This window comes from Pseudomonas sp. R3-57, assembly GCF_051132065.1.
Lineage (GTDB): Bacteria > Pseudomonadota > Gammaproteobacteria > Pseudomonadales > Pseudomonadaceae > Aquipseudomonas.
The window spans coordinates 2553851-2579792 of the sequence record NZ_CP071655.1; the positions used below are offsets into that span (position 1 = coordinate 2553851).

The window sequence follows — 25942 nt, forward strand, 5'->3', positions numbered from 1 at the left end:
GGCCGGGCTCAACCCTGAATGGATTTGTGGTTTATTTATGGAAAAGTCGAAGTTGCGCAAAGTCGCTTTGGGTGTAGCGCTGGCGGCGGTCGCCGGCTTGTTGCTGTACGCGGTACAGGCGCCGGCGCAAGCGCCGCAGTACCTGACCGCCACGGTGGAACGCGGTGACATCGAGAACGCGGTGCTCGCCACCGGGCTGCTCGAGGGCATCAAGCAGGTCGATGTCGGGGCGCAGGTGTCGGGGCAATTGAAGTCGCTCAAGGTCAAGGTGGGCGACAAGGTGAAGAAGGGCCAGTGGCTGGCGGAAATCGATCCACTGGTGTTGCAGAACACCCTGCGTCAGGCCCAGGTCGATGAAGAAAACCTGCAAGCGCAAAAGCGTGCGACCCAGGCGCAATTGCGCCAGACCAAGGCCTTGTTCGAGCGTTACCGGAATTTGCAGGAGGACGCGTCGATCTCCCGCCAGGATTTCGAAACCGCGCAATCGAATTACGAAGTGCAGCAGGCCAATCTGCTGTCACTGGACGCGCAGATCAAGAGTGCGCATATCCAGATCGACACCGCCAAGGTCAATCTGGCCTATACGCGGATCATTGCGCCCATCGACGGCGATGTGGTCGGCATCGTTACGCAGGAAGGCCAGACCGTGATCGCTAACCAGTTGGCGCCGATCCTGCTCAAACTGGCCGATCTGGACACCATGACGGTCAAGGCGCAGGTGTCGGAAGCGGATGTGATTCACATCGCGCCGGGGCAGGAGGTATATTTCACCATTCTCGGTGAAGACAAACGTTATTACGGCAAGCTGCGCGGCACTGAGCCGGCACCGCAGAACTTCCTCGAAACACCGCCGGCCGGCACGCCGAAGCAGAACACTGCGGTGTTCTACAACGCTTTGTTCGAGGTGCCGAACCCGGATCATCGCTTGCGCATTTCCATGACCGCGCAGGTGCGCGTGGTGCTCGACACGGCAAAGTCAGCGCTGACCATTCCGGTGGCGGCACTCGGCGCGCGCAACAGTGACGGCAGCTATCCGGTGCGTGTGCTCGATGCCAAGGGGCAGGCCCACCCACGCACCGTGCAGGTCGGCATCAACAACAACGTCAAAGTGCAGATCAACGAAGGTCTGATCGAGGGTGATCGCGTGGTGATCGGTGATCCGGTGTCTGCTGTGGCGGGGTCCTGATCATGGCCCAGGCCCTGCTGCAACTGAGCGGCATCACCCGCAGCTTCATTGCCGGCGATCGCGAGTTCCTCGCGCTGAAGGACATTGATCTGACGATCCATGCCGGGGAAATGGTGGCGATCATCGGTGCGTCCGGCTCGGGCAAATCGACGCTGATGAATATCCTTGGTTGTCTCGATTACGCCACCGCCGGCAGTTACAAGATCAACGGCCGGGAAACCCGCGACCTCGACAGCGAGGCGCTGGCAGCACTGCGCCGCGATTACTTCGGTTTCATTTTCCAGCGCTATCACTTGCTGCCGCATCTCAGTGCCATGCACAACGTCGAGATCCCGGCGATTTATGCCGGCACCCCGGAGCCGCAACGCCACGCCCGCGCCCGCGAGCTGTTGGCGCGGCTGGGGCTGGAACGGCACCTGACGCACCGGCCCAGCCAGCTGTCTGGCGGCCAGCAGCAGCGCGTCAGTATTGCCCGCGCCTTGATGAACGGCGGGGAAGTGATCCTCGCCGATGAGCCAACCGGTGCCCTCGACACCACCAGCGGCAAGGAGGTCATGCACATTCTCCAGGAGCTGCACGCCGCCGGGCACACGGTGATTCTTGTGACGCACGACCCGAAAGTGGCGGCCAATGCCCAGCGCATCATCGAAGTCAGCGACGGCGAGATCCTCAGCGACCGGCGCAATGTCCCCGACGGCGAAGCATCGGTGAGCGACGACCGGGCGGCGCCGCAAGCCACCGCAGCCCGGCGTCTGGTCGCCAGCCTCGGGCTGTTCAAGGAAGCCTTCAACATGGCCTGGGTCGCGTTGATTTCGCACCGCATGCGCACCTTGCTGACCATGCTCGGCATCGTCATCGGCATCACTTCGGTGGTGTCCATTTCGGCGATCGGCGAGGGTGCCAAGCGCTATGTGCTCAAGGATATTCAGGCGATCGGCAGCAACACCATCGATATCTATTCCGGGACCAGTTTCGGCGACAGCCGATCCGCCGCCATCGAAACCCTGGTGCCCGCCGATGTCGCGGCCCTCAATCAACTGTATTACGTCGACAGCGCGACACCGGTGGTTGGCCGCAATCTGCTGTTGCGTTACCGCAATATCGATGTCGATGCCCAGGTCAACGGCGTCAGCGATCTGTATTTCCAGGTGCGCGGGATAAAGATGGCGGCGGGCATCCATTTCAGCGAAAGCGATGCGCGACGTCAGGCTCAGGTGGTGGTGATCGATCACAAGACCCGTCAGCGCCTGTTCGGCGAGCAGGTCGACCCGCTGGGGCAGGTGATCCTGATCGGTAATCTGCCGTGCACCGTGATCGGCGTCGCGGCGGAGAACAAAAACCTGTTTGCCGCGAGCAAGTCACTCAACGTCTGGGTGCCCTACGAAACCGCTGCCGGGCGCCTGCTCGGCCAGCGCTATCTGGACAGCATCAGCGTGCGCATCAAGGACGGCCAGCCGAGCAAAGTGGTGGAGGACAACGTCAACAAGTTGATGCTGCAGCGTCACGGCAGCAAGGATTTCTTCACCAACAACCTCGACAGCATCATGCAGACCGTGCAGAAAACCAGCCGCTCGCTGGCGTTGCTATTGTCACTGATTGCGGTGATTTCGCTGGTGGTCGGCGGCATCGGCGTGATGAACATCATGCTGGTTTCCGTGACCGAACGGACCCGCGAGATCGGCATCCGCATGGCAGTGGGCGCGCGCCAGTCGGACATTCGTCAGCAGTTTCTGGTGGAAGCGGTGATGGTCTGTCTGCTCGGTGGCGCCATCGGCATTTCCCTGTCATATGCCATCGGCCATCTGTTCTCGGTATTCATCAAGGAATGGGAGATGGTGTTTTCCATGGGCTCGGTGCTGACGGCTGTGTTCTGTTCGACCCTGATCGGCGTGGTGTTCGGTTTCGTACCCGCGCGCAACGCTTCACGGCTGGACCCGATCGAAGCGCTGGCGCGGGATTGATCGCGCCGGGTCAGGGGGTGGGGGCTGCCGCGCTGTCCTGCGGCGAATACATCCACTTCATCAACGAATGCCGGCCGCTGATGCCCAGCTTGATCGCCGCGCGCTTGAGGTAGCTTTCCACGGTGTTGACCTTGAGCTGCAACTGCGCGGCCAGTTCCGGCGCAGTGTGCCCGGCGAGCAGGCCGATGCACACCGCGCTTTCGCGGTTCGACAGCTTCAAACCCAGTTGCTCCAAGCGCTCGTTGAAGCGCAGGCGCAGGGTCTCCAGGCCGCTGGTTTCGGTGGTGGGGACCGGAGCTTGCGGGTCGATCTCCAGCGGCTGCACGGCGTTGATGTGTTTTTCGACCATCGGCAGCAGTACCGGCGAGATGTCCTGCAACAGGCTGCGCTCCTGGGCGGAAAAGCGTTCCGACTGATCGTTGCGGTACACCGAAATCACGTAGCGGTAACCGTCCTTGCGCCGGGTCAGGTGCAGTTGCGCAGCGTCGGCGACGGTCGGCGATGTCTCGGGCGGCGGCCGGTCGCTGTGTTCGCTGAACAGCGTGTCGGCGCGCAACGCCGCCTCCCTCGTCGGCTCGGGTGCGCAGCGCTGCGTCACCGGTTCGACACGCATCTGCCGGATATGCGTAGCGTCCACCGCCAGTTGCGTGCGAATCAGGTCATGCAGCATGCGCGGGAAATGGCGGCTGCCGGTGCTGGCAATGACCTTGCCGATGTGCGGAAACAGGTGTGAGTTCATGTCTTCATCCGTGAGTGGCATTGAGCGGCTCGTATCCTGCAGTCCCGGCGTGAGCTCCATGGCCGGTAAAATTTCCTACAGGTTTGGATCCTATCCTAGTACAACGTTTCAACATGCGTTTAATCAAGCGCAATTGCGATAAGTACGCACTCAGGTTCGCATGACGCATCAAGAATGCAAAAGGGGACCTTCGGCCAGTCAAAAGAAAGCCTGCGTTAACAGCAGGCTTTTTGTTTGGTCACTCGATGGGCTGCGTTCTGTAAGTTTTATAAAGCTGCTGGATATCGGGATTGTCGAGATTCGCGTAGATGATCCCTTCCTTATCCAACCCGTCCAGCCCCTTTATACCGCCGATTACGCCGGGCCATTCGTCACGGCTGGAAATGTCTACGACGCAGGGCTTGAGATAACTGTCCAGGTGGCCTACGAAGGGATCACGGATTTCGTCGCTGAGCGCTCGTAAATAGGCATCTTTGCTAGTCTTCGACCAATCGATGGCAAATTTGGCTCGATAGCACAGCTCCATGTAAACGAGCAAAATCGTCCGTCCGTTACCGTCCAGAAACGGGTGAGCCGAGGCTAATTGACCCATCACATCGCCGGGGCGATCCCGGAAGCGTTTTTTGTTTGCGGCCAGTTCAAGCGCGTAGTCTACGGATCTTTTGATCAGATCGGGTCGTTCAAAGGGCGTGTAATGAGGGTCGTCTTGCGCTCCTTTGAAAACCGCCAAATGGGGTACCAGTTCATTTCTGTCCTTCCCTGCCCAAGGGTAGAAACCAGAGAACAGAATTTCGTGGGTTTTGAGTACCGCTTTGTAATCGATAGGTCTTTTTTTCGCCAAGTGGGCAAGCGCGTCTTCGATACTGGCCTCGAAAGAAAGGTGTTCCGATTCTTTGACTTCAACAGGATCTTTCAACTTCAGCGAGTTTCGAAGGTAGCCTTCAGTGTCGAAATCGCCGAAGGGGTCGAACGTCATGCGCTGAGTTGCTCTTTCGAACGCCGTTTTTCCTGGAGGTAACGTCCTTGCAAGACCATTATTTCTGCCTTGTTGAGAACACCCTTACGTTTCAGGTTGACCAGCAGTTGCTCAACACCGTCCAACTCAACAGTATCTCCGGCGAGCCGCGTAATCGTCGCAGCCATGCAACTCAGACCGTCACGGTCGGCGCCGACCCTGTGTTTTTGAGCGAGTTTGCGTACTTCGTTCGCAACGCTGTCACTGGCTGATTCGGTCATTTTCTAACCCCTCGTTTGCTCTGTCGGAGAATAGCATGGCGCTGTTCGGGCAGATAACCGTCGAGCGTTTCGATTATCGTTAATGTGCTTTTTCGAAATACGCTGACGTGAAATACCGGGTCGGACCTTCAGACACAAAAAAAGGGGCGGCCTGTTCAATCAAGCCGCCCCTTTCAGATCACTCGGCAATCAATGCATCTTGCTGTGATCGTGCCCCGGCATGTTGGTCAGCGCACGCACCGGCGCCTTCACCTCGAGGGTCTCTTTCTCGCCCTTGGCGTTTTCCACGGTCAGGGTCAGCGGTACGCTTTCGCCTTCCTTGAGCTGGCCGGTCAGCCCCATCAACATCACGTGATAACCATTGGGATCAAACGCGACCGCTTTGCCCGCCGGCAGATCCACCGATTTCACCGGGCCCATGCTCATGACGTCGTTCTTCATGGTCATTTCGTGGATCTGCACGTCTTTGGCGACCGGTGAAGCGACGCTGAGCAACTTGCTGTCGCTGTCAGCGGTGAGGGTCATGAACGCGCCGCTGGCGCTTTGGGTCGGCACGGTGGCGCGGACCCAGGCGTCGTCGACTGTGGTTTGCGCCGCGGCCTGAAAAGCCAGGCCCAGCAACGACAGACCCCATACAGCGCGTTTGATGTGGTTCAAGACAGGACGCATCAGCAGACCTCCATAACAGTGAGCAAATCTTCCGTGCATTGTTCTGCCGAAAGCGATGTGGACAGCCCCAGGCGCAAACCGCCGTTGGAGTCGTAGACGTAACTGGTCGCGGTGTGCGAGATGGTGTAGGTGTCGCCGGCCGGAACCTTCTCGTAGAACACGTCGAATTCCTTGGCCGTGGCCTGGGTTTCCTCAAGCGTGCCGTACAGCGCGACGAAGGTCGGGTCGAAGGCTTTCATGTAGGCGTCGAGAATTTCAGGGGTGTCGCGCTCTGGATCGAGGGTGATGAAGATCACCTGCAAGCGATCGCCGTCGGCGCCCATCAGCTTCTTGATCTTCGCCGCGCGGGCGAGGGTGGTCGGGCACACAGCCGGGCACTGGGTGAAACCGAAGAACACCATCGGCATCATGCCGCGAAAGCTCGACAGCGTCATGGTTTCGCCGTCGGTGTTCTTCAGCTTGAAGGTGCGCCCCATGATCTTGTTACTCAGATCCTTGCCGTACTTGTACGACAGTTGGCCGCGGGTGTCGCAGCCGGCGAGCAGGCCCAGCCCGAGCACGCCCATTCCCGCAAGTACCTTGCGGCGAGTCAACAAAGCCGTCATCTAATACCGCCTTTTGCAGCCCGTCAGTCGACAGGACTGGCGGGGGGTTAACCGTAAAAGCGGCGCATGATACCAAACTGCAGGCAGGCGCCGGCCACGGATCGCTGGATGGTGTGGGATAGCGCCATAAAAGGTGTAAGAAAAAATGACCTCGCTGGTTCGAAGGGCAGGGCTGAAGGGCAACTGCGGGGCCGTCAGCCGTGAATGATCGAATTCACCGATTCGGCCGTGATCACCGGCGCCTCGATCGCGTCGATCAAGCCGCACAGCATGGCCTGCGACGGGTCGATGATGCGCGGTGCCGCTGTCAGGTATTTCTCGGTTTCCAGTGTTTCCCGCGCTCCTTCCGTGCGTTCGGCGACGATGCGCGCATACAGGTACAAGTCGTAATCCAGGCTCATGGCGTATTCCGACATGCGCGAATGATCGACCGCGCCCTGCAAGTGCCAGTGGAAAGGGTGGAAGAGAAATTTGCTGTGGGTACACGCCGAGCGGCGTTCGCCGGCAAGAAACACGATATTGCCCATCGACTCGACCGTGCCCAGATTATGCGTGTGCACCGGAATCGGTAGCGACAGGAGAAAGTTGTACATGGTGAAACCGTAACTGCATTCGCCACCCATCGTGGCGATGTTAACAATCAGCTTCGAGGCTTTTTGCTGTACGGCGACGGAGGCTTTGTCGATCAATTGGCCGCAGGTGGAGGCGTTGATCGGCCCCGTGAAATTGATGACGTGAACGGGCATGAGTCACCTCGCTGTTTAATGGCGTTTTGACGATGCGGGTCAACAGACTGCTTTGACTGGCTTGCTCAGTAACCGCGCTCGCAAACAGGTCGGGTGTGTGTCGCCCCGCACTGGCGCTCGGCCTGAGCGGCGCCTTGCAGGCGCTCGTAGCAACTGCGCGACGCCACCGCGGGAACAGGGCGTGGCGGCTCTGGCGCACTGGCAGGCTGTTGAGGCTGATCCTCTGCCAATGTCAGGCCTGGTGGAGAGCTTAGCTCCATTTCGTGGGCAGGCTCTTCAGCCTTTTCCATTTGCATGGCGCAGTGGTGATTTTCGACAGGCGCTTTCATGGCAGACCTCAAGGTGAAAGGGGCAGCGAGGCCGCCCCCGAATTGGCGCTTACGACTTGCGTCCGCCGCCATGGCTCTGTTGCCCGCCCTTACGGCCGGCTTCCGAGGCTTTTTCGCGGTCGTTGGCAAAGTTGCCGCCATTGCCGCTGCCCGATGAGCCCTTTTTATCGCTGGTGGAGGTCTTGTTATTGCCCTGATTCTTATTACCGGTAGTCATGGTGGTTCTCCGACAAAAGTGAGGGTTCTTGCTGTCCGTTTACGTAACGGACACTAATTCGGATAACGCTAAAGCTGGAATCGTTTTGATTGTTTTACAGTTGCCCGATAAGCGGTCGAACGGTTAATGGCTCAGCAGCAAGTCGTGGATCAGACACACCGAGCCATCGGTGGCCGCCGTGGTGGCGCTGTAATCGATCTGGTTATAGACACCGCCATGGAAGTTGAAACGCTGGTTCGCCCAGCTGCTGTCCATCTGCTGCGGCGGCGCCGAGGTGGTCACGCCGTTGCAGATCACCAGCACGTTGACCAGCCCCGCGGCACTGACGTTGATCTCGACCGTGAAGGGCACGTTGAGGCCAATATTGCTGGCGATCGTGCTGTTGACCGGGTCGGGCTGGTTGAAGCTCTGGCGAAAGCCCCAGGTGATTTTGTTCTTGTTCCAGAACACCTTGATCGCCGGGCTGTCGTCGTCCTTGACGTGCATCTGCGCAATCACCACCTTTTGCGCGGAATTGACCTGCGTGAGCGTCATGCGCTGGCGATTGACGTGTAGCGCTGCGCTTTCCAGCGTCCAGTACACCGGCTCTTTCCATTCGCAGCGCGTGCGATGAGTGCTTTTGCTAGAGGCGCCAAGGGTTGGTGCGCTGAAACGGATGCTGCCATCGGGCTGGCGGCTGATGACTTTAGGAAAACGCAACAACGCCTCATCGCCCATCAACTCTAGTGCGACCGGGTTGGTGGGCGAAGTGGCGACAGGCGTGGTGATACGCAAACGGCTGATATCGACAGGCATAAATACCTCCACAATCTCGGACAGATGAAGTGGGTAAGTTGCAAGACGAGTGATGCCGGGGTGCATCGATGTGTTCCATGAACTTAACAGTGCGTGGACTAATGGCATTGATCAGCGGGTGTGGATTGTCTCGTTTGAGTGGACGGTGAAACGCGTTTCAGCCGATTTATCCTTTTTCGATGGGTCAGTAATCTGTACCCAACTTGAACGCAACAACAAACTTCAAACTTGAAAAGGGATGCCCACCATGACCACTCCAACCTACAACCGCCTGAACAAAGACGACGCCATCGTGCTGCTGGTTGACCACCAGACTGGTCTTATCTCCCTGGTGCAGGACTTCTCGCCCAACGAGTTCAAGAACAACGTGCTGGCCCTGGCCGATCTGGCGAAGTTCTTCGAACTGCCGACCATCCTCACCACCAGTTTCGAACAAGGCCCGAACGGCCCGCTGGTCCCGGAACTGAAAGAAATGTTCCCGGACGCGCCGTACATCGCTCGGCCAGGCCAGATCAACGCCTGGGACAACGAAGACTTCGTCAAAGCGATCAAGGCGACTGGCCGCAAGCAGATCATCATTGCCGGCGTGGTCACCGATGTCTGCGTAGCGTTCCCGACCCTGTCGGCATTGGCGGAAGGTTTCGATGTGTTCGTGGTTACCGATGCTTCGGGGACCTTCAACACCACCGTACAACAAGCTGCATGGAGCCGCATGACCCAGGCTGGCGCACAAATGATGAACTGGTTCTCGGTGGCCTGTGAGCTGCACCGCGACTGGCGCAACGACATCGAAGGCCTCGGTAACCTGCTGTCGCAGCGTATTCCCAACTATCGCAACCTGATGAACAGCTATACGGCGCTGACGGCTCAGCAGAAGTAATCGGTATGGCTACATAACAAAGCCCGCTTTGAAAGCGGGCTTTTGTCGTTTGAGGATTCAGGACGACGAGTCAGGTCAGGCTCATCGATGGCTGCGGCACCCGTGACGCCGCTCGCGCGGCCAGTAATGCCAACACTGCCGCCACCACCAGCAACCCAGCGCTGGATTCGAACGTCGCGCGATAGCCGCTCATATCAAACAGTACGCCGCCGACAATCGCCCCCGAGGCGATAGCCAGTTGCACCACGGCGACCATTAGACCGCCGCCAGCTTCGGCCGCGTCCGGCAGGGTCCGCGCCAGCCACGTCCACCAGCCCACCGGCGCAGCGGTTGCCACCAGACCCCACAAACCGAGCAAGACTGCGGTAATGACCGTTGAACTGCCGAAGGTAATCAACGCCATCGCTATCACCGCCATCAGCAGCGGAATGACGATCAGCGTGCGACGCAGGCTCTTTTTCACAAACCCTTCGATCAGGAAAGTCCCGGCCAGCCCGGCCACGCCGAGGCCGAGCAGCATCAGCGAGAGCACTGAGACATTGACCTGAGTGACCGTTTCAAGGAACGGTCGCAGATAGGTAAACAGCATGAACTGGCCCATGAAAAACACACTGACCGCGAGCATGCCCAACGCCACCGGCGGGCGTTTGAGCAAGCGCAAGACGTTGCCGGAAACCGCGCCACCCGCGGCTTTCATCGACGGCAGACTGAACATCAGCCAGGCCCCGGCCAACAGGGCGACCGGCACCACGCAGAAAAACGCCCCGCGCCAGCCGATCAACGATCCGAGAAAACTGCCCAGCGGCGCGGCAATCACGGTTGCCAGCGCATTACCGCCGTTGACGATCGCCATCGCCCGCGTGACCTGTTCATCCGGCACCAAACGCATCGCTGTCGCTGCCGAAAGCGACCAGAAGCCACCAATTGCCACACCGATCAGTGCGCGACCGAGCATGAACACCGGGTAGTTCGGTGCGAACGCGACCACGCTGCCGGAGACGATCATCAACCCGGTCAGCGACAGCAGCAGCGGCTTGCGATCGACCCTTGCGGCCAGCAACGGAATCAGCAAACTGGTGAGCAGGGCAAACAGCCCGGACACGGAAATGCCCTGGCCGGCCTGGCCTTCGCTGATGTGCAGGTCGCTGGCGATGGGTGTCAGCAGGCTGACCGGCATGAACTCCGAGGCCACCAATACGAAGGCCGCAAGCGACATGGCGAATACCGCGCCCCATGAGGCGTGCGATTGCGGCGGGGCGGAAGTGGTCACGGTCATTGTCGAATCCTGTGTTGCGCAAAACGTCCATTGTCCCGGCCAGGCGCGCACGGCTGTAGCGCGATTCGCTGGATTTCTTGCCTGATCCGCTGAGTCGCGGCATTTGCGCGGGACGCTCGCGCGCCGGCACGCTAAAGTTCAGCGCAGAGGTAACGGAACCCTATGACCATGACACTTTCCCCCTATTTATCGCTGCAAGCCGAGCTGGCGCAGACCATCGGCGCGCATGCCGACGTACCAGGCGATTTCCCCACGGCGATCGCCGGGCTCGGTTTTTTCCGCCGCGAGCAACCCTCGTCACCGCTGGTGTGCATGGTCGAACCCAGCGTGATTCTAGTGGCTCAGGGCGAGAAGCAACTGTGGGTGGGCGGCGAGGGCTTCATGTACGACACCTCGCGATTCCTGCTGACCTCACTGGATCTGCCGGCCAATTCCGAAGTGCTGCAGGCCAGCCCCGAGCGGCCCTGTCTGGGGCTGTCGTTCAAGCTCGATGTGCAAATGCTTGCCGAGCTGGCCGCGCACAGCGAGCCACCGTCATACCGCGACGGCGCCGAGCGCAAGAGCGTCGGTATCGGCTCGGTCACCCCGCCGATGCTGCTGGCGTTCCAACGCTTGCTCGCACTCCTCGACGAGCCGGAGGCAATCGCGGTGCTGGCGCCGTTGATTCAGCGGGAAATCCACTTTCGCCTGCTGCAAAGCGATCAGGCGCCGCGGTTGCGCAAGATCACCGCGGTCGACGGGCAGGGCTACCGCATCGCCAAAGCCATCGACTGGCTGAAAATCAACTACACCTCGCCGTTGCGAGTCGAGGAACTGGCCGCGCGGGTGCAGATGAGTGCGCCGACCTTCCACCATCATTTCCGCCAACTGACGACGATGAGCCCGCTGCAATATCAGAAGTGGTTACGCCTGACCGAAGCGCGGCGACTGATGCTCAACGAACAGCAGGACGCCTCCAGCGCGGCCTTCAAGGTCGGCTACGAAAGCCCATCGCAGTTCAGCCGCGAATACAGCCGACTGTTCGGCACCGCGCCCAAGCGCGACATCGTCGCATTGCGTGGGCAGCGACGGTCGGAGGACGAGCATCAAACCGCGAAAATCAACAGCCCCTCACCCTAACCTCTCCCGGAGGGAGAGGGGACTGACCGCGGTGGATGTGAGAGATACGCCGACTGAGATACCGAGTTGGACTCAGATTCTGAAAAGCCCAAAGATCGGCTCCCTCTCCCTCGGGAGAGGGCTGGGGTGAGGGGCAGCCAAACCACAAATCCCAAGCCAACCCCCCGCTTCTAACCACTCAACAATGAGCGTTAGCTCGAGTGCCCTTGATCTTGATCTTGCCTAACCGGCGACATCGGAAGGCTGAGCGGAGGGATTGATCCGGGCGTGGGAGCGCAGCGACCGTACGACGAAGTCGTACACAGCGGAAGTAGGTGCAGCGCAGCAAACCGTAGCCGCTGCGCCCGGATCGGTCCCGCAGCGAAGGGACCCGAGCCTGCGAGGGCCGTACGTAGGAGCAAAGCCTTTTGGTTCCTTTTTGGCGTCTGAAAAAGGGACTCGCCGTAAGGGCGAAACCCTAAGTCGCCATCACCGCAGCAACGGATATGTACCCAAAACTCACCGCCTGAAAGAAAGCCATCGCTTGCAGGCAAGCTCCCACAGGATATTGCGCAGGATGATGCTGCGCGTTGCCTGGACTGCTTGTATCCTTGCCCCAGCCGAGGACATACGGTCGCTGTCAGGGCCTCGGTCCGCTGACGGCAGGAACGGGAAACCGGACTTTCCATAAGGTACTTTCGTGAAGCGTGATACCCATCTCGTCATCCTCCTGTTATTGGTGATCGGCTGTTCCCTGGCGTCTCTGACCATCTGGAAAGTCCTCGCTTCGCGCGAGCGTGCGCTGGAAGAAATCGACGTCCACAGCCTGAACCTGACGCAAGCACTGGCGACCTATTCCGAAGGCATCGTCCGCCAGAGTTCGCTGTTGTTGCTCGGCCTGGTCGAGCGCCTGGAAACCGAAGGCAGCGGCCCGGCGCACATCGAGCGCTTGCGCACGTTGATCAACCATCAGCAACCGCTGATGCCGCAACTGAGCGGCATCACCATTTACGACCGTCACGGCCATTGGCTGATGTCATCCAACCGGCCGATTCCCCAGGGCGCTGACAGCAGCGACCGCGCCTATTTCATTCATCATCGCGACGATCCGAGCCGTGAGACGTTCATCGGCCCGCCGATCCGCAGCCGCAGCAATGACGAGTGGGTGATCACCGTCAGTCGCCGCTTCAATGACGATCAGGGCGCGTTCGCCGGGGTGGTCGCGGTGACGCTGGGCGTGCAGAACTTTTTGCGTCTGTTTGGCAAGCTCGATGTCGGTCAGGACGGCGCGATCGGCCTGTCGTACACCGACGGCACGCTGCTGGTGCGCTACCCGTTCCGCGAGCAGGACATGGGCCGCAACTTTTCCACATCGCCGATCTACGCCAAATATCTCGTCGAGCGTTCGGTAGGCACCGCGTCGTTCACTTCCAGCCTCGACGGCGTCGAACGGCTCTACGCGTTTCGCAAAAGCCAGAAATTGCCGCTGGTGACCACGGTCGCGCTGGGCAAGCATGAATCCCTCGCGGCGTGGCGCACGGAGGCCTTGCTGTCCGCAGTGGTGGTCGCCAGCCTGTTGGGGCTGACCGGTGTCATCGGCTGGTTTCTCTATCGCGATATTCGTCGGCGCACCCAGGTCGAAGAAGAGTTGCGGATCGCCCAGCAGCAGTTGCTCGGCTCCAATCGACAGCTGGAATTGCTGGCGATGAAGGATGCGCTGACCGCGCTGGCCAACCGTCGCTGTTTCGACCAGACCCTCGCCACCGAAGCGCGCCGGGCCCAGCGCGACGGCGGCTCGCTGGCCTTGCTGATGATCGATCTGGATTACTTCAAGCTGTACAACGATTCCCTCGGGCATGTCGCCGGCGACGCGTGCCTGCAGGCAGTCGGCAAACTGCTGGAAGACTCTGTGCGGCGCCCGTCGGATCTGGTCGCGCGTTACGGCGGCGAGGAGTTCGCGGTGATCATGCCCGACACTGATGCGGAGGGCGCGGCGGTGGTGGCGCAACTGCTCGTTGATCGGCTTGAGCAGGCGCAGTTGCCACATCCCTCCAGTCCACTGGCACGGGTCAGCGTGAGCATCGGCGTTGCCGCAGCGCAGGGGGCGCAACTGGACGCTGTGCAAAGGCTGATCGAAGCCGCCGATCAGGCGCTGTATCAAGCCAAAGCCGCCGGGCGCAACGGCTTCGCTGCGTACCGGGGGGAGCCGTCACTCGAAGGGCGCGGCCATCAGCCCACTGACCCGTGACACCAGCGTGTCGACCGCAAAGGGTTTGGTCAGCACCTGCATGCCCGGGCCGAGCTGATTGCTGCCGATCACCGAGTTTTCCGCGTAACCGGTGATGAACAAGGTTTTCAGCTGCGGACGGATTTCCCGTCCGGCATCGGCCATCTGCCGCCCGTTCATGCCGCCCGGCAAACCAACGTCGGTAATCAGCAGGTCGATCTTCGCGCCGGAACGCAGCACTTCAAGCCCTTCGAGGCTGTCCGCCGCTTCGAGCAGGCTGTAGCCGAGGTCTTTGAGAATGTCCTTGAGCAGCAGGCGCACCGACGGCTCGTCGTCAACGATCAGGATGGTCTCGCTGGCCTTGGCAAACGGCGTGCTGGTGCTCTGCGCGTCGTCATTATTGCGTTGCGCCGCGCCGCGATAACGCGGCAGGTAAATGCACATTTCGGTGCCTTGGCCGACCTGCGACTGCACCCGCACCTGACCGCCGGATTGCTTGGTGAAACCGTAGATCATCGACAGCCCCAGCCCGGTGCCTTGACCCAATGGCTTGGTGGTGAAAAACGGATCGAAAGCCTTGGCCATGACTTCGGCGCTCATGCCGGTACCGGTGTCGGTGACGCACAGGCACAGGTACTGACCGGCGGGCATGTCCAGCGCCCGCGCGGCTTCGGCATCGAGCGTACGATTGGCGGTTTCGACGATGATGCGCCCGCCATCGGGCATCGCGTCGCGGGCGTTGATGCACAGGTTGAGCAGGGCGTTTTCCAGTTGGCTGGCATCGACCAGCGCCGGCCACAGATCGGCGGCGACCACGGTTTTCAGGCGAATGCTCGGTCCGACGGTGCGCTGGATCAATTCGGTCATACCGGCGATCAGCGCGTTGACTTCTGTCGGCCGTGGATCGAGGGTCTGACGCCTGGAGAATGCCAGCAGTCGATGGGTCAGGGCGGCCGCCCGCTTGGCTGCGTCCTGAGCGATTTCCATGTATTTGCCGATGTCCTGCAGTCGACCTTGACTGATCCTTTTGTCGACCAGTTCGAGGGAGGCGCAAATCCCCGCCAGCAGGTTATTGAAGTCATGGGCGAGGCCGCCGGTGAGTTGCCCGACCGCTTCCATTTTCTGCGATTGACGCAACTTCTCTTCGGCCTGCATCAGTTCGGCGGTGCGTGCCGAAACCCGTTGTTCGAGGGTGTCATTCAGTGCACGGAGGGCGGCGGTGGCGCGGTCGCGCTCGGCCTCGACATTGCGCCGCTCTTCGACGTCGATAAGCACCCCGGGAAAGCGCAGCGGGGTGCCGTCCTCGGCAATCTCGACGCGGCCGTTGGCTTCGATCCAAGTGTATTTGCCGTCGGCCCCGCATACGCGATATTGGTGCGAATAGGCACCGCCACTGGCGATCACTTCGTTGATCGCGGCGATCAGCCCTTCACGGTCGTCCGGGTGCACGCTGGTGACGATTTGCTCAAGGCTCAGGCCATCGCGGCCCAGCGCCGGGTCGAGGTTGAACACCCGGGCGAAGGCTTCATCGACGGAAAAACCATCGGCGGGCAGGTGCCAGTGCCAGGTGCCCATGATCGCGCCAGCGGCGAGGGCGAGTTGTACGCGCTCGATGTTCTCGCGAGCCACGGCCTCGCTGACGCGCAGGCGTTCCTGGGCATTGCGGCGTTCGGTGACGTCGTTGAACAGGATTGCGATCTGCCGATCGGCCGGCTCGCCAACACGCACGGCGCGCACGTCGAACCAGCGTTCGAAGGTATTGGCATAGTTTTCGAAGTTGGCCGGTTCACCGGTTTTCGCCACATGGCCGTAGGTCTCGAACCAGAACCGTTCCAGGTTTGGTGCAAACTCGGTGACCCATTTGCCGCGTAGATTGACCCCGGCCTGACGCTCGAATGCCGGGTTGGCTTCGACAAAGAAATAATCGATCGGTTGGTCGTCGACATCGAATTTGACCTTGACGATGGCAAACGCCGCTTCGATGGTTTCGAGGATTGTGCTGAAGCGTTCTTCGCTCAGGCGCAGTGCATTTTCCGCGCTGCGCGAGCGGGTCAGGTCGAGCATCGCGCCGATCATTCGCTCAGGCTGGCCGGCGGCATCGCGGATCAGGTGACCGCGATCGAGCACTTCGGCATACGAGCCGTCGTGGCAGCGAAAGCGGTACTCGGCGCTCCAGGTGGTGCCTGTGCCGTCGATTGCCGAGCGAATCGAGGTGGTCACTCGGCCACGGTCTTGAGTGTGGATCTGCGCAAAACGCCAGTCGCAGGTCGGCTCGATGGCCTCGGCGACGTAGCCGTAGGCCTGTTGCAGTGAGTCGTTCCAGACGATCCGGTCGGTCTTCAGATCCCAGTCCCAGACGGCGTCGCAGGTGGCTTCCACGGCCAGGCGCAGGCGCGTGACCTCGGATTCGAGCTGCTCGCGAGAAAGCTGTTTCAGGACATCCACTCCTCATGCCTTATTGATGGTCGGCTCTGCATTCGAACGGCACGCCGCAACGAACCTCCCTGAGCTAGACGCTGTGTCAGCATTGACCCGGCGCGCCACATTTAAGTTGCACGCCTGCGCAGTTATAACGCTTCGCCGTTGTCCAGCCGCTCGAGCAGACTCTGTCCGCGTTGCCACAGCGCCTGCTGCTTGGCCAGCGGCATGCGGTCGAGGTTCTTGTACATCATGCTCATCCGCTGATTGCCGCGCAGCCGATCGCCGTGGCGCATCAGAAAATGCCAGTAAAGGGCGTTGAACGGGCAAGCATTGTCAGCCGTGGTTTCGCGAACCGAATAGGCGCAGTCGCGGCAGTAGTCGGACATTCGGTTGATGTACTGGCCGCTGGCGCAGTACGGCTTGGAGCCGAGGTAGCCGCCGTCGGCATGCATGACCATGCCGAGGGTGTTGGGCAATTCGACCCAGTCGAATGCGTCCATATAAATCGCCAGATACCAGTCGCAGATCTGGCTCGGTGCGATGCCGGCGAGCAGGGCGAAATTGCCGGTCACCATCAGCCGCTGAATATGGTGGGCGTAGGCATGCTGGAGACTTTGGCCGATGGCCTGGCCCATGCAGTTCATTTGCGTGGCGCCGGTCCAGTAGAACTCCGGCAGCGCACGCTGATTGGCGAAGACATTGCCGTCGGCGTACTCAGGCATTTTCAGCCAGTACACGCCACGCACGTATTCGCGCCAGCCGATCAATTGGCGAATGAAGCCTTCGGCGGCATTCAGGGCAATCGCGCCGGACCAGTACGCCGATTCGACGTCGCTGCACAGCTGGCGCAGATCGAGCAGACCGATGTTCAACGCAGCGCTGATGCGGGCGTGGAACAGGAACGGCTCGTCGCTGGCCATCGCATCCTGATAGTCACCGAAACCGGCCAGGCCATAGTCGAGAAAATAAGCCCAGAGTGCCTGGGCGTCGGCGTGGGTCACCGGGTAATTGAAATCGTCGAGGCCGCCGTAGTGACTGGCGAAACGTTCGGCGACCAGCGCCAACACGTCGCGTGTGATCGCGTCGTTGGCAAAGCGCGCGGGGTAGGGTGGCTTGGCGCCCTTGGGCAGGGCTTTGCGGTTGTCGCTGTCGAAGTTCCAGGCGCCGCCGACCGGCGTGCCGTCACCGTTGAGCAGCAGGCGACTCTTGCGCCGCATGTCGCGGTAGAAGTATTCCATGCGCAGCTGGTTTTTTCCGGCGGCCCAGGCGCGAAACTCATCACGCGAACAGAGAAAGCGCCGGTCGGCATGCCAGTGCAGCGGCAATCCGCAATCCTTCAGCGATTGTTCCAGGCGCCAGTCGCCGCATTCAGTGAGGTGCACTTCGCGCGCTTGCAACAGCACCTGCCAGCGCTTGAGTTCGCCGGGCACCGAGCCGCTGTTGTGAGGGGCGTCGAGGGTGACGTAATGCACGCGGATGCCCTGGTCTTGCAGGGCCTTGGCGAAGTGACGCATGGCGCTGAAGATCAGCGCGATCTTTTGCGGATGGTGGGCGACATGGGTGGCCTCTTCCATGACCTCGACCAGCAGCACAGCGTCGTGCTCGCGGTCGAGATCGGCGAGGCAAGCGAGGTCGAACGACAACTGGTCGCCCAGCACCAGACAGAGCCGATGGGTGGTGTTCATGTGCACGGATTCAGGTGAGGAGCAGCAACGGGTGCTCGGCCAGGGATTCGTTTTTTGGCTGTGAATACTTATACAGATTGTAGCTCGTGTATAGATATTTGCGCGCTGTTGAACGAAAACCTGCGGTGCCTGAATCGTGCACAGATCGCCGGGTTAGCCGCCGTATGAAGGGTAGTCGGTATAGCCTTCAGCGCCACCACCGTAGACAGTCGCCGGGTTCAGCACATTCAGCGGCCAGCCGTTGGCGATGCGCGCCGGCAGGTCAGGGTTGGCCATGAACGGACGGCCGAACGCGACCAGATCCGCCAGGCCGGATTCCAGCAAGCGCGCGCCGGATTCGGCGGTATAGCGCCCGGCATAAATGATCGCGCCGCTGAAGGTGTCGCGCACGGCCTGACGGAAAGTCAGTGGCATCTCGGGAGCGTTGTCCCAATCCGCTTCGGCGATCGACAGATAGGCGATGCCGACGTTCTCAAGGATCTTGATCGCTTCGATGTAGGTGGTGTGCGGATCGTCTTCGACCAGGCCCAGATACGTCCGCGCTTCATCGGTGGTGGTGAACAGTGGCGCAAAGCGCACACCGACCTTGTCCTTGCCGATGCACTCGGCCACACCGGCGACCACGTCACGCAGAAACCGCAACCGATTGGTCAGCGAGCCACCGTATTGGTCGTCGCGCAGGTTGCTGTGCGCCGAGATGAACTGATTGACCAGATAACCATTGGCGCAGTGCAACTCGATGCCGTCGAAACCGGCGTCCATCGCGTTTCGCGCAGCCTGGATATACAGCTGCACCAGTTCTTCAACTTCTGTCGAACTCAGGGCGCGCGGGGCCGAAGGGCTCACCAGCTCACCGGCGCCGGGCGCGGTTTCGATGAACACGCTGACCCGATCGGTCGCCACCGCCGAAGCCGATACAGGGGCCGCGCCGCCGGGTTGCAATGCGCTGTGCGAGACCCGGCCGACGTGCCACAGCTGGGCGAAAATCACCCCGCCTGCGCCATGCACGGCCTCGGTGACCTTGCGCCAACCGGCGATTTGTTCCGGGGTATGGATGCCCGGCGTCCACGCGTAACCCTGGCCGCGCGGTTCGATCTGCGTGCCTTCGGTGATCAGCAGGCCGGCGCCGGCACGCTGCTGGTAATACTCGGCCATCAGCGCGTTGGCGACATTGCCTGGTTGCGTGCTGCGCTGGCGGGTCAGGGGCGGCAGGACGATGCGATTTTTCAGGGTGTAACCGCCAAGGGTGACGGGGTTAAAAAACGGGTTGTGCTTCATGGAGTGACCTTGAGTAATTAGACCAGTCGACTATTGATCGATTGAAAAAAAACGCCGGGCTAACCGCGCACGGCGTTCTTGGGTTTTGGGCGCGAACTTAGCCGAGCAGTTTCAGCAGTTTCTCGGCGACGGCGGCGGAGCTGGCCGGGTTCTGGCCGGTGACCAGTTGCCCGTCGGCGACCACGTGTACCTGCCAGTCAGCAACTTTCGAGTATTGACCGCCCAGACGCTGGAACTCGTCTTCGATCAAGAACGGCACCACGTCAGTGAGGCCGACCGCCGCTTCTTCAGCGTTGGTAAAACCGGTGACGTTGCGGCCCTTGACGATCGGCTGGCCATCAGCCCGAACTACGTGCAGCAAAACGCCCGGTGCGTGGCAGACAAAACCGTGCGGCTTGTTGGCGCGGTCGAAGGCTTCGATCAGGGCGATCGAATGTCTGTCCTCAGTCAGATCCCACAGCGGGCCGTGGCCGCCTGGGTAGAACACCGCATCGAAATCTTCTGCGCTGACCTCGGCCAGGCGTCCGGTGTTTGCCAGTGCCTGCTGGGCGGCAGGGTCCTTGCGGAAGCGATCGGTTTCAGCGGTTTGCGCGCCGGGCTCGTCGCTTTTCGGATCGAGCGGTGGTTGACCACCGGCCGGCGAAACCAGCGTGACGTCAACGCCGGCGTCCTTGAAGGCGTAGTAGGGGGCGGCGAATTCTTCCAGCCAGAAACCGGTTTTCTTGCCGGTGTTGCCCAGTTGGTCGTGAGAGGTCAGCACCATCAGGATTTTCATAAACGCACCTTTGTGTGAGTCAGGTGTTTCGTGGGAGAGGGATTCGCCCATCGCTGGCACCCGGCAGAAATCGTTTGTCGGGGCGCAGCATAGATCTCAATTAGACCAGTCGTCTAGTAATTTTTTATCTTTGGTTTTTTCGCTGTCAGGTATGGCAAACTCGCCTTCCTTCTCAGCATACGACTGGTCTAATGCCAGCTAATTCGCGCCCCATGAAACCGACCTACGACGACACCCGCCAACACTTGCTCGACACCGGCCACCGGATGATGGCCGAGAAGGGCTTCACCAGCGTTGGCCTGAACGAGATCCTGCAGACCGCCGGTGTGCCCAAGGGCTCGTTCTATCACTACTTCAAATCCAAAGAGCTGTACGGCCAGGCGCTGCTCGAGGATTACTTCGTCGGCTACCTCGCCGACATGGAACGGCGCCTGACGCTGCCGGGGCTCAACGCCTACGAGCGGCTGATGGATTACTGGCAGGGCTGGCAGAACCGCTGCACCCTCGAAGGCCACGGCGATGAATGCCTGGTGGTGAAACTCAGCGCAGAGGTCGCCGACCTCTCCGAGTCGATGCGTCTGACCTTGCGCGATGGCGCCGAGCGCGTGGTATCGCGCATCACCGAATGCCTCGAACAGGGCCAGACGGACGGCAGCGTGCCCAAGGGCGATGCCCGGCATCTGGCGGAAACCCTGTATCAACTGTGGCTGGGCGCCAGCCTGTTGAACAAGTTGCAGCGCACCGGACAGTCGCTGCAAACCTCGATGGCGATGACCACGCAGCTACTGGGCCACTGATTCGAAACCCCGCCGGGTCAGCGATCCTGATCAACATGACAAATAAGAATAAGTTTCAATTACGCATTGCACTGGTATACCATGCGCGCCGTTTCGTTGGCAGTTCTGCCATCCGTTCTGGCCTATTCGTAAAGGTTTCCTTTTCATGCGTCGTACTCTGCTTTCCATTTGCGTGCTGCAGGCGTTGTCTTGTTCTTCGTGGGCCGAACAGGCTGTTAACGCACCCTCAGTGCTTGAGCTGGACGCCACCGATGTGGTCGGCACGGCAGATTACGAACGGGCCGACGGCCCGGTGCAGGGCTACCGCGCGACGCGTTCGGCCAGTGCCACCCGTACCGACACGGCGATTCATGAAACCCCTCAATCGATCAGCGTGGTGACCAAGGATGCGGTCGAGGACATCGGCGCGACGCGCTTGCAGGACGCCCTGGATTACGCCGGCGGCGTCGGCCGCGCGAACAATTTCGGCGGCCAGGGCCTGACCACCTTCACCGTGCGCGGCTTCACCACCGGCGAGTTTTATCGCAACGGTTTCCCGATCAACCGCGGCTACCCGAACATGCCCGACGCCAACACCATCGAGCGTCTGGAAGTGCTGCGCGGCCCGGCGACCACGCTCTACGGTCGCGGCGATCCCGGCGGCACCTTCAATGTGGTGTCCAAACAACCGCTGGCCGAGCGCACTGTCACCCTGGGTAGCCAGCTCAACGACCAAGGCATGAAACGCGGCACCCTCGATGCTTCCGGACCGCTCGATGAAGAGGGGCGCCTGGCGTATCGGCTCAACGTCGTAGGCGAGGGCGGCGATACCTTTCGCGATCACGTCGAGACCGAACGCTACGGCATCACGCCGGTGCTGAGCTGGCAGGCGACCGACGCGACCAAGCTGATTTTCGAAGGCGATTTCATGCGCAACAATGCGCCGCTCGACCGTGGCGTAACGCGCTATCCGAAGCAGATCGGCACCGCCTCGCGCGACACTTTCTTCGGTGAGAAGGACGTCGGCAAACTGCACAATGACAACAACATGGCCCAGTTGCGTTTCGAGCACCTGCTCAACGACGACTGGACCCTCGGCGGCGGTTTCCAGTGGCTCGACGGCTCGCTGCAAGGCAACGCGATCGAAGCCAACGGCATCGCCGCTGACGGTCGCACCCTGGGGCGCAACTTCAACTACCGCAAGCTGGAATGGACCGACAAGGACACCCAACTGAACCTGACCGGGCATTTCAGCACCGGTGGTTTGCAGCACACCTTGCTCACCGGCATCGAATACGAAGACTACGATTACAAGTCGATCATCCAGCGCTCCAGCGGTGCGGTCGGCGCCTACCCGATCGACATCTTCGATCCGGTCTACGGCCAGCCGCGCCCGGCCCTGACCCGCACGCCGACCCATGACAAGGAAAACCTCAAGACCTACGCGGCCTTCGTCCAGGATCAGGTGGCGTTGACCGAGCGCCTGAAAGTGCTGGCCGGGGCGCGCTTCGAGCGTTTCGAACACGACTACGAAACCTACGTGCCGGGCGGCAAGAGTTGGCAGGCGGCGGATAACGCGGTGACCCCGCGACTGGGCGTGACCTACGATCTGACCGAAACCCTCGCGATTTACGCCAACACCGCGCGCTCGTTCAAACCCAATACCGGCGCCAGCCGCGTCGGTGGCGGCTTTGCCCCGGAGAAAGGCAAATCCTATGAAATGGGCCTCAAGTGGGAGGCGCTGGATCATCAGTTGAGCATCGACGCGGCGATCTACCAGATCGAAAAACGCAACGTGCTGACCACCGACCCGGTCGACTCGACCTTCAGCGTCGCCGCAGGCGAGGTGCGCAGCCGTGGCTTCGACCTGAACGTCGCCGGCAACCTCACCCCGGAATGGCGGGTCATCGGCGGCTACGCCTATGTCGATGCCGAAGTGACCAAGGACAACACGATCCGCTCCGGCACCCGCTTGCTGAACATTCCGCAAAACAGCTTCAGCCTGCTCAACGTCTACGAATTCCAGGACGGCGCCCTCAAAGGCCTGGGCCTCGGCACCGGACTCAAGTATGTCGACGAACGCGCCGGACAAACCGCCAATACCGCGTTTTCGATGGACAGCTACACGGTGGTCGATTTGCTGGGCTTTTATAAGGTCAACGACAAGGTGCGGCTCAATCTTGATCTGAAGAATGTGTTCGATCGTGATTATGAGGAAGGGGCGTTCGGCAACGTCTACGCCTATCCGGGCGCGCCGCGGACGGTGCAGGTGGGGATTTCGTATACCTTGTGAGGTGGTTTGGGATCTGTGCGAACAGCAGACCCTCACCCCAGCCCTCCCGAAGCGTCGGACCGCCCAGAGGAAGAGGGAGCCGACCGAGTCGATCCTGATCGTACCCACGCGGAGCAACCTGATCGTTCCCACGCTCTGCGTGGGAATGCAGCCCCGGACGCTCTGCGTCCAGAAGCGTGACGCAGAGCGTCACAAGAGGCATTCCCACGCGGAGCGTGGGAACGATCAGTTGGGGTAGGCTCGGGCTGGCGCGGGGGCTGCCATTTCAGCCGCGGCGCTTACCCGGTGACACACCCCTGCGGCACCTTGCCGGCAAAGCTGTCGAGCAGGCTGGCAACCACCATTTCGCCCATCCTCGTACGCGTCTGCAAGGTGGCGCTGGCGCGGTGCGGTTGCAGCACCACCTGTTCGTTGCTGAACAAGGCTTCTGGCACATTCGGCTCATCGACAAACACATCCAGCCCGGCCCCGGCGATTTCGCCAGCCGTCAGCGCGGCCAGCAGGTCCGCTTCGTTGACCAGTTTGCCGCGCGCCACATTGATCAAATAACCGCCCTTGCCCAACGCCTGCAGGACTTCGGCATTGATAATCGCTTCAGCCTTGTCGGCGGCGGCGGCGAGAATCAGCGCGTCGCTGTCGCGGGCCAACTGCTTGAGATCGGCGACGAAGGTGTGGCTGACATCGCTCATCGGCTGCAGATCGGTGTAACTGATCGGGCAGCCGAATGCGGCGGCGCGGCTAGCCACTGCACGACCGACCCGGCCCATGCCGACGATACCGATGCGCATGCCCGACACCTGTCGTGCCAATGGCAGCGGCGCCAGCGGCGTCGGGCTGTGCGGCCATTCACCCGAGCGCACGTAGCGATCGCTGGTGCACAGGCCACGGCACACGGCAATCAGCAAACCGATGGCAAGGTCGGCGACGTCTTCGGTCAGCGCGCCAATGGTTGCCGTCACGCGAATGCCGCGATCGCGAGCGTAGGCCAGATCGACCGCGTCGGTGCCGACGCCATTGACCGCCACCACTTCCAGCTGCGGCAATTGAGCCATCAGTTCCTGGCTGATGCCGGTGTGCCCGCCGGTGATCACTCCGCGAATAGTGGCGCCGTGCTCACGCAGATAAGCGGCTTTGTCGGCCTGCTGGAAATAGCGTCGGACGGTGAATAGTTCATCGAGACGGGCGTTGATTTCGGGGATCAGAATCGGGCTCAACTGCAAGACTTCGGGCTTCATGTAAACCTCACTTACCGAATAAAAAGGCCGGCTCAACCGCGGCCGGCAAACGGCATGGCGGTAGCCATGACGGTCATGTTCAGAACGTTGGCCGACAGCGGCAGGCCAGCGATATAGCGCACGGCCTCGGCGACGTGCTTGACGTCGACCATCGGCTCGACGGCGATGCTGCCGTTGGCCTGGCGCACGCCGCGGGTCATGCGCTCGGACATCTCGGTCAACGCATTGCCGATGTCGATCTGGCTGCAGGCGATGTTGAATTCGCGACCGTCCAGCGCCAGCGATTTGCTCAGGCCCAGCACCGCGTGTTTGCTCGCGGTGTAGGCGCTGCTGAACGGGCGCGGCGTGTGCGCGGAAATCGAACCGTTATTGATGATGCGTCCGCCCTGTGGCTGCTGGCGGCGCATCAGGCCGAAGGCGCCGCGGGCACACAGGAAAACCCCGTTGAGATTGGTGTCGATGACGTTGCGCCATTGCTCGAACGTCAGTTCATCCAGCGGCACGGCAGGGGCATTGACCCCGGCATTATTGAACACCACGTCGAGGCGTCCGTAGACCTCGGCAATGGTTGCGAACAGCGCGTCGACACTGGCCGGGTCGCGCACGTCGGTGGGTACCGCCAGCGCCTGGTGACCTTCGCTCGTGGCCAGTTCGACCAGCGCTTGCAAAGGTTCCGCGCGGCGTCCGGCGGCAACCACGGTGAACCCGTCGGCCATCAGGCCCAGCGCTACCGCGCGACCGATGCCACTGCCGGCACCGGTGACCAGCGCGACTTTTAGCGGTGAAGAATTGGACATGCTCGGGTACTCCTTATGCAAATGGCTGAGGGCGAGCGCCGACGCGCATTTCCAATTGACCGATGCCGTCGATGCCAGCACTGATCAGGTCGCCGGGTTGCAGCGCATCGACGCCCGCCGGGCTGCCGGTCATGATCAGATCGCCGGCGCGCAACGCCACCGAACGAGAGATGCGGCTGATCACTTCACTGACCGACCAGATCTGGTTGTCGAGGCTGCCGCGCTGGCGTTCCTCGCCGTTGACGTTGAGCCACAACTCGCCCTCGGGATGGCCGCCGCGGCTGACCGGCACGATCGCGGTCATCGGCGCAGCGCCATCAAAAACCTTGGCACCTTCCCACGGCAGGCCCTTGCTCTTGGCCGTCAGTTGCACGTCGCGGCGGGTCAGGTCGAGCCCGGCGGCGTACCCCCAGACATAGGCCAGCGCCTGGTCTTCGGGAATGTTCGCGCCACCTTCGCCAATCGCCACCACCAGTTCGATTTCATGGACGAACTCTTCGGTCAGCGGCGGGTAGGCCACTTCACCGACGGCATCGACGACATTGCTCGCCGGCTTCATGAAGAACACCGGTGGCTGGCGCGACTGGCCCTGGCTGTCCGGCCACGGGTAGTTGCGACCGACACAAAACACCCGACCGACAGGAAAGCGTTGCGCGCTGCCCACCACCGGCAAGGTCGCGGGCAGATCCGGAGTGAAAACGTATTCAGTCATGTTCAT

The 25942-nt window shown here is 61.1% G+C and carries 22 protein-coding genes and 1 pseudogene; 7 read left to right on the forward strand and 16 right to left on the reverse strand.

The features are described 5' to 3' along the window. Positions 1-37 precede the first annotated feature (37 nt). Positions 38-1186 carry a macrolide transporter subunit MacA gene (macA, locus tag J3P93_RS11550; protein WP_434597471.1) on the forward strand — a complete coding sequence of 383 codons (1149 nt, stop codon included), beginning with the start codon at positions 38-40 and terminating at the stop codon, positions 1184-1186. 2 nt (positions 1187-1188) lie between these two features. Continuing rightward, complete coding sequence (locus J3P93_RS11555; RefSeq protein WP_434597472.1) at positions 1189-3147, forward strand: MacB family efflux pump subunit; 1959 nt, start codon at positions 1189-1191, stop codon at positions 3145-3147. A gap of 10 nt (positions 3148-3157) precedes the next feature. Here J3P93_RS11555 and J3P93_RS11560 read toward each other — a convergent pair whose 3' ends face one another. From J3P93_RS11560 to J3P93_RS11595, 8 genes and pseudogenes are all read right to left on the reverse strand, one after another. Continuing rightward, positions 3158-3886 (reverse strand): helix-turn-helix transcriptional regulator, encoded by a 729-nt coding sequence (locus J3P93_RS11560; protein WP_434597473.1) that lies wholly within the window; start codon positions 3884-3886, stop codon positions 3158-3160. A 238-nt stretch (positions 3887-4124) separates the two neighbouring features. Continuing rightward, entirely contained in the window at positions 4125-4862 is a 738-nt protein-coding gene (locus J3P93_RS11565; RefSeq protein WP_434597474.1) for a Fic/DOC family protein, read from the reverse strand. Next, a complete protein-coding gene (locus J3P93_RS11570; protein ID WP_434597476.1) occupies positions 4859-5122 on the reverse strand; it encodes a hypothetical protein in 264 nt (87 codons plus the stop codon). The genes J3P93_RS11565 and J3P93_RS11570 overlap by 4 nt, the downstream gene beginning before the upstream one ends. Positions 5123-5311: 189 nt before the next feature. Next, complete coding sequence (locus J3P93_RS11575; protein WP_434597478.1) at positions 5312-5791, reverse strand: copper chaperone PCu(A)C; 480 nt, start codon at positions 5789-5791, stop codon at positions 5312-5314. After that, positions 5791-6396 carry an SCO family protein gene (locus J3P93_RS11580; RefSeq protein ID WP_090284058.1) on the reverse strand — a complete coding sequence of 202 codons (606 nt, stop codon included), beginning with the start codon at positions 6394-6396 and terminating at the stop codon, positions 5791-5793. The genes J3P93_RS11575 and J3P93_RS11580 overlap by 1 nt, the downstream gene beginning before the upstream one ends. Before the next feature lie 194 nt (positions 6397-6590). Next, positions 6591-7142, reverse strand: coding sequence for an ATP-dependent Clp protease proteolytic subunit (locus J3P93_RS11585; RefSeq protein WP_093100927.1), 552 nt, complete (start codon positions 7140-7142; stop codon positions 6591-6593). Between the two features lie 378 nt (positions 7143-7520). Next, positions 7521-7616, reverse strand: a pseudogene (locus J3P93_RS11590) (general stress protein); the annotation flags it as partial. A gap of 195 nt (positions 7617-7811) precedes the next feature. Further along, the gene (locus J3P93_RS11595; protein WP_434597480.1) at positions 7812-8483 is read right to left on the reverse strand and encodes a polysaccharide lyase family 7 protein; all 672 of its coding nucleotides are present in this window, start codon (positions 8481-8483) and stop codon (positions 7812-7814) included. 247 nt (positions 8484-8730) lie between these two features. Here J3P93_RS11595 and ycaC point away from each other — a divergent pair, with 247 nt between their 5' ends. After that, entirely contained in the window at positions 8731-9363 is a 633-nt protein-coding gene (gene ycaC / locus J3P93_RS11600; protein ID WP_160040662.1) for an isochorismate family cysteine hydrolase YcaC, read from the forward strand. A 70-nt stretch (positions 9364-9433) separates the two neighbouring features. Here the strand turns inward: ycaC and J3P93_RS11605 are convergent, their stop codons facing one another. Beyond that, positions 9434-10639 (reverse strand): MFS transporter, encoded by a 1206-nt coding sequence (locus J3P93_RS11605; protein WP_434597483.1) that lies wholly within the window; start codon positions 10637-10639, stop codon positions 9434-9436. Between the two features lie 162 nt (positions 10640-10801). Between J3P93_RS11605 and J3P93_RS11610 the strand changes: the two genes are divergently transcribed. Next, a complete protein-coding gene (locus J3P93_RS11610) occupies positions 10802-11758 on the forward strand; it encodes an AraC family transcriptional regulator N-terminal domain-containing protein (RefSeq protein ID WP_434597485.1) in 957 nt (318 codons plus the stop codon). Between the two features lie 679 nt (positions 11759-12437). Continuing rightward, the gene (locus tag J3P93_RS11615) at positions 12438-13985 is read left to right on the forward strand and encodes a sensor domain-containing diguanylate cyclase (protein ID WP_434597487.1); all 1548 of its coding nucleotides are present in this window, start codon (positions 12438-12440) and stop codon (positions 13983-13985) included. Here the strand turns inward: J3P93_RS11615 and J3P93_RS11620 are convergent. The 4 genes from J3P93_RS11620 to J3P93_RS11635 all read right to left on the reverse strand — a co-directional run bounded on the left by J3P93_RS11620 (position 13947) and on the right by J3P93_RS11635 (position 20123). Then, on the reverse strand, positions 13947-16409 hold the full coding sequence (locus J3P93_RS11620) for a PAS domain-containing protein (RefSeq protein WP_434597489.1): 2463 nt from the start codon (positions 16407-16409) through the stop codon (positions 13947-13949). The genes J3P93_RS11615 and J3P93_RS11620 overlap by 39 nt on opposite strands. Before the next feature lie 122 nt (positions 16410-16531). Further along, positions 16532-18070: a cryptochrome/photolyase family protein gene (locus tag J3P93_RS11625; protein ID WP_434597491.1), complete on the reverse strand. Its 1539-nt coding sequence runs from the start codon at positions 18068-18070 to the stop codon at positions 16532-16534. Positions 18071-18223: 153 nt separating this feature from the next. Next, positions 18224-19348, reverse strand: a complete 1125-nt coding sequence (locus J3P93_RS11630) for an alkene reductase (RefSeq protein WP_434597493.1) — start codon at positions 19346-19348, stop codon at positions 18224-18226. 97 nt (positions 19349-19445) lie between these two features. Next, positions 19446-20123 (reverse strand): type 1 glutamine amidotransferase domain-containing protein, encoded by a 678-nt coding sequence (locus J3P93_RS11635; RefSeq protein WP_434597495.1) that lies wholly within the window; start codon positions 20121-20123, stop codon positions 19446-19448. 212 nt (positions 20124-20335) lie between these two features. Between J3P93_RS11635 and J3P93_RS11640 the strand changes: the two genes are divergently transcribed. Further along, a complete protein-coding gene (locus J3P93_RS11640) occupies positions 20336-20920 on the forward strand; it encodes a TetR/AcrR family transcriptional regulator (protein WP_434597497.1) in 585 nt (194 codons plus the stop codon). Between the two features lie 145 nt (positions 20921-21065). After that, positions 21066-23192, forward strand: a complete 2127-nt coding sequence (locus tag J3P93_RS11645) for a TonB-dependent siderophore receptor (RefSeq protein ID WP_434597499.1) — start codon at positions 21066-21068, stop codon at positions 23190-23192. A 278-nt stretch (positions 23193-23470) separates the two neighbouring features. Here the strand turns inward: J3P93_RS11645 and J3P93_RS11650 are convergent, their stop codons facing one another. Genes J3P93_RS11650 through J3P93_RS11660 form a run of 3 tightly spaced genes read right to left on the reverse strand, consistent with a single transcriptional unit; the run spans position 23471 to position 25942 of the window. Then, a complete protein-coding gene (locus J3P93_RS11650; RefSeq protein WP_434597501.1) occupies positions 23471-24427 on the reverse strand; it encodes a 2-hydroxyacid dehydrogenase in 957 nt (318 codons plus the stop codon). 32 nt (positions 24428-24459) lie between these two features. After that, complete coding sequence (locus tag J3P93_RS11655; protein WP_434597503.1) at positions 24460-25224, reverse strand: SDR family oxidoreductase; 765 nt, start codon at positions 25222-25224, stop codon at positions 24460-24462. Between the two features lie 13 nt (positions 25225-25237). Beyond that, complete coding sequence (locus J3P93_RS11660; RefSeq protein WP_434597505.1) at positions 25238-25942, reverse strand: fumarylacetoacetate hydrolase family protein; 705 nt, start codon at positions 25940-25942, stop codon at positions 25238-25240.

Bases quoted from the DNA above. Each gene is read 5' to 3' on its own strand.
- macA (WP_434597471.1), top strand. From the start codon at position 38: ATGGAAAAGTCGAAGTTGCGCAAAGTCGCTTTGGGTGTAGCGCTGGCG.
- J3P93_RS11555 (WP_434597472.1), top strand. From the start codon at position 1,189: ATGGCCCAGGCCCTGCTGCAACTGAGCGGCATCACCCGCAGCTTCATT.
- J3P93_RS11560 (WP_434597473.1), bottom strand. From the start codon at position 3,886: ATGAACTCACACCTGTTTCCGCACATCGGCAAGGTCATTGCCAGCACC.
- J3P93_RS11565 (WP_434597474.1), bottom strand. From the start codon at position 4,862: ATGACGTTCGACCCCTTCGGCGATTTCGACACTGAAGGCTACCTTCGA.
- J3P93_RS11570 (WP_434597476.1), bottom strand. From the start codon at position 5,122: ATGACCGAATCAGCCAGTGACAGCGTTGCGAACGAAGTACGCAAACTC.
- J3P93_RS11575 (WP_434597478.1), bottom strand. From the start codon at position 5,791: ATGCGTCCTGTCTTGAACCACATCAAACGCGCTGTATGGGGTCTGTCG.
- J3P93_RS11580 (WP_090284058.1), bottom strand. From the start codon at position 6,396: ATGACGGCTTTGTTGACTCGCCGCAAGGTACTTGCGGGAATGGGCGTG.
- J3P93_RS11585 (WP_093100927.1), bottom strand. From the start codon at position 7,142: ATGCCCGTTCACGTCATCAATTTCACGGGGCCGATCAACGCCTCCACC.
- J3P93_RS11595 (WP_434597480.1), bottom strand. From the start codon at position 8,483: ATGCCTGTCGATATCAGCCGTTTGCGTATCACCACGCCTGTCGCCACT.
- ycaC (WP_160040662.1), top strand. From the start codon at position 8,731: ATGACCACTCCAACCTACAACCGCCTGAACAAAGACGACGCCATCGTG.
- J3P93_RS11605 (WP_434597483.1), bottom strand. From the start codon at position 10,639: ATGACCGTGACCACTTCCGCCCCGCCGCAATCGCACGCCTCATGGGGC.
- J3P93_RS11610 (WP_434597485.1), top strand. From the start codon at position 10,802: ATGACCATGACACTTTCCCCCTATTTATCGCTGCAAGCCGAGCTGGCG.
- J3P93_RS11625 (WP_434597491.1), bottom strand. From the start codon at position 18,070: ATGAACACCACCCATCGGCTCTGTCTGGTGCTGGGCGACCAGTTGTCG.
- J3P93_RS11630 (WP_434597493.1), bottom strand. From the start codon at position 19,348: ATGAAGCACAACCCGTTTTTTAACCCCGTCACCCTTGGCGGTTACACC.
- J3P93_RS11635 (WP_434597495.1), bottom strand. From the start codon at position 20,123: ATGAAAATCCTGATGGTGCTGACCTCTCACGACCAACTGGGCAACACC.
- J3P93_RS11640 (WP_434597497.1), top strand. From the start codon at position 20,336: ATGAAACCGACCTACGACGACACCCGCCAACACTTGCTCGACACCGGC.
- J3P93_RS11645 (WP_434597499.1), top strand. From the start codon at position 21,066: ATGCGTCGTACTCTGCTTTCCATTTGCGTGCTGCAGGCGTTGTCTTGT.
- J3P93_RS11650 (WP_434597501.1), bottom strand. From the start codon at position 24,427: ATGAAGCCCGAAGTCTTGCAGTTGAGCCCGATTCTGATCCCCGAAATC.
- J3P93_RS11655 (WP_434597503.1), bottom strand. From the start codon at position 25,224: ATGTCCAATTCTTCACCGCTAAAAGTCGCGCTGGTCACCGGTGCCGGC.
- J3P93_RS11660 (WP_434597505.1), bottom strand. From the start codon at position 25,942: ATGAACATGACTGAATACGTTTTCACTCCGGATCTGCCCGCGACCTTG.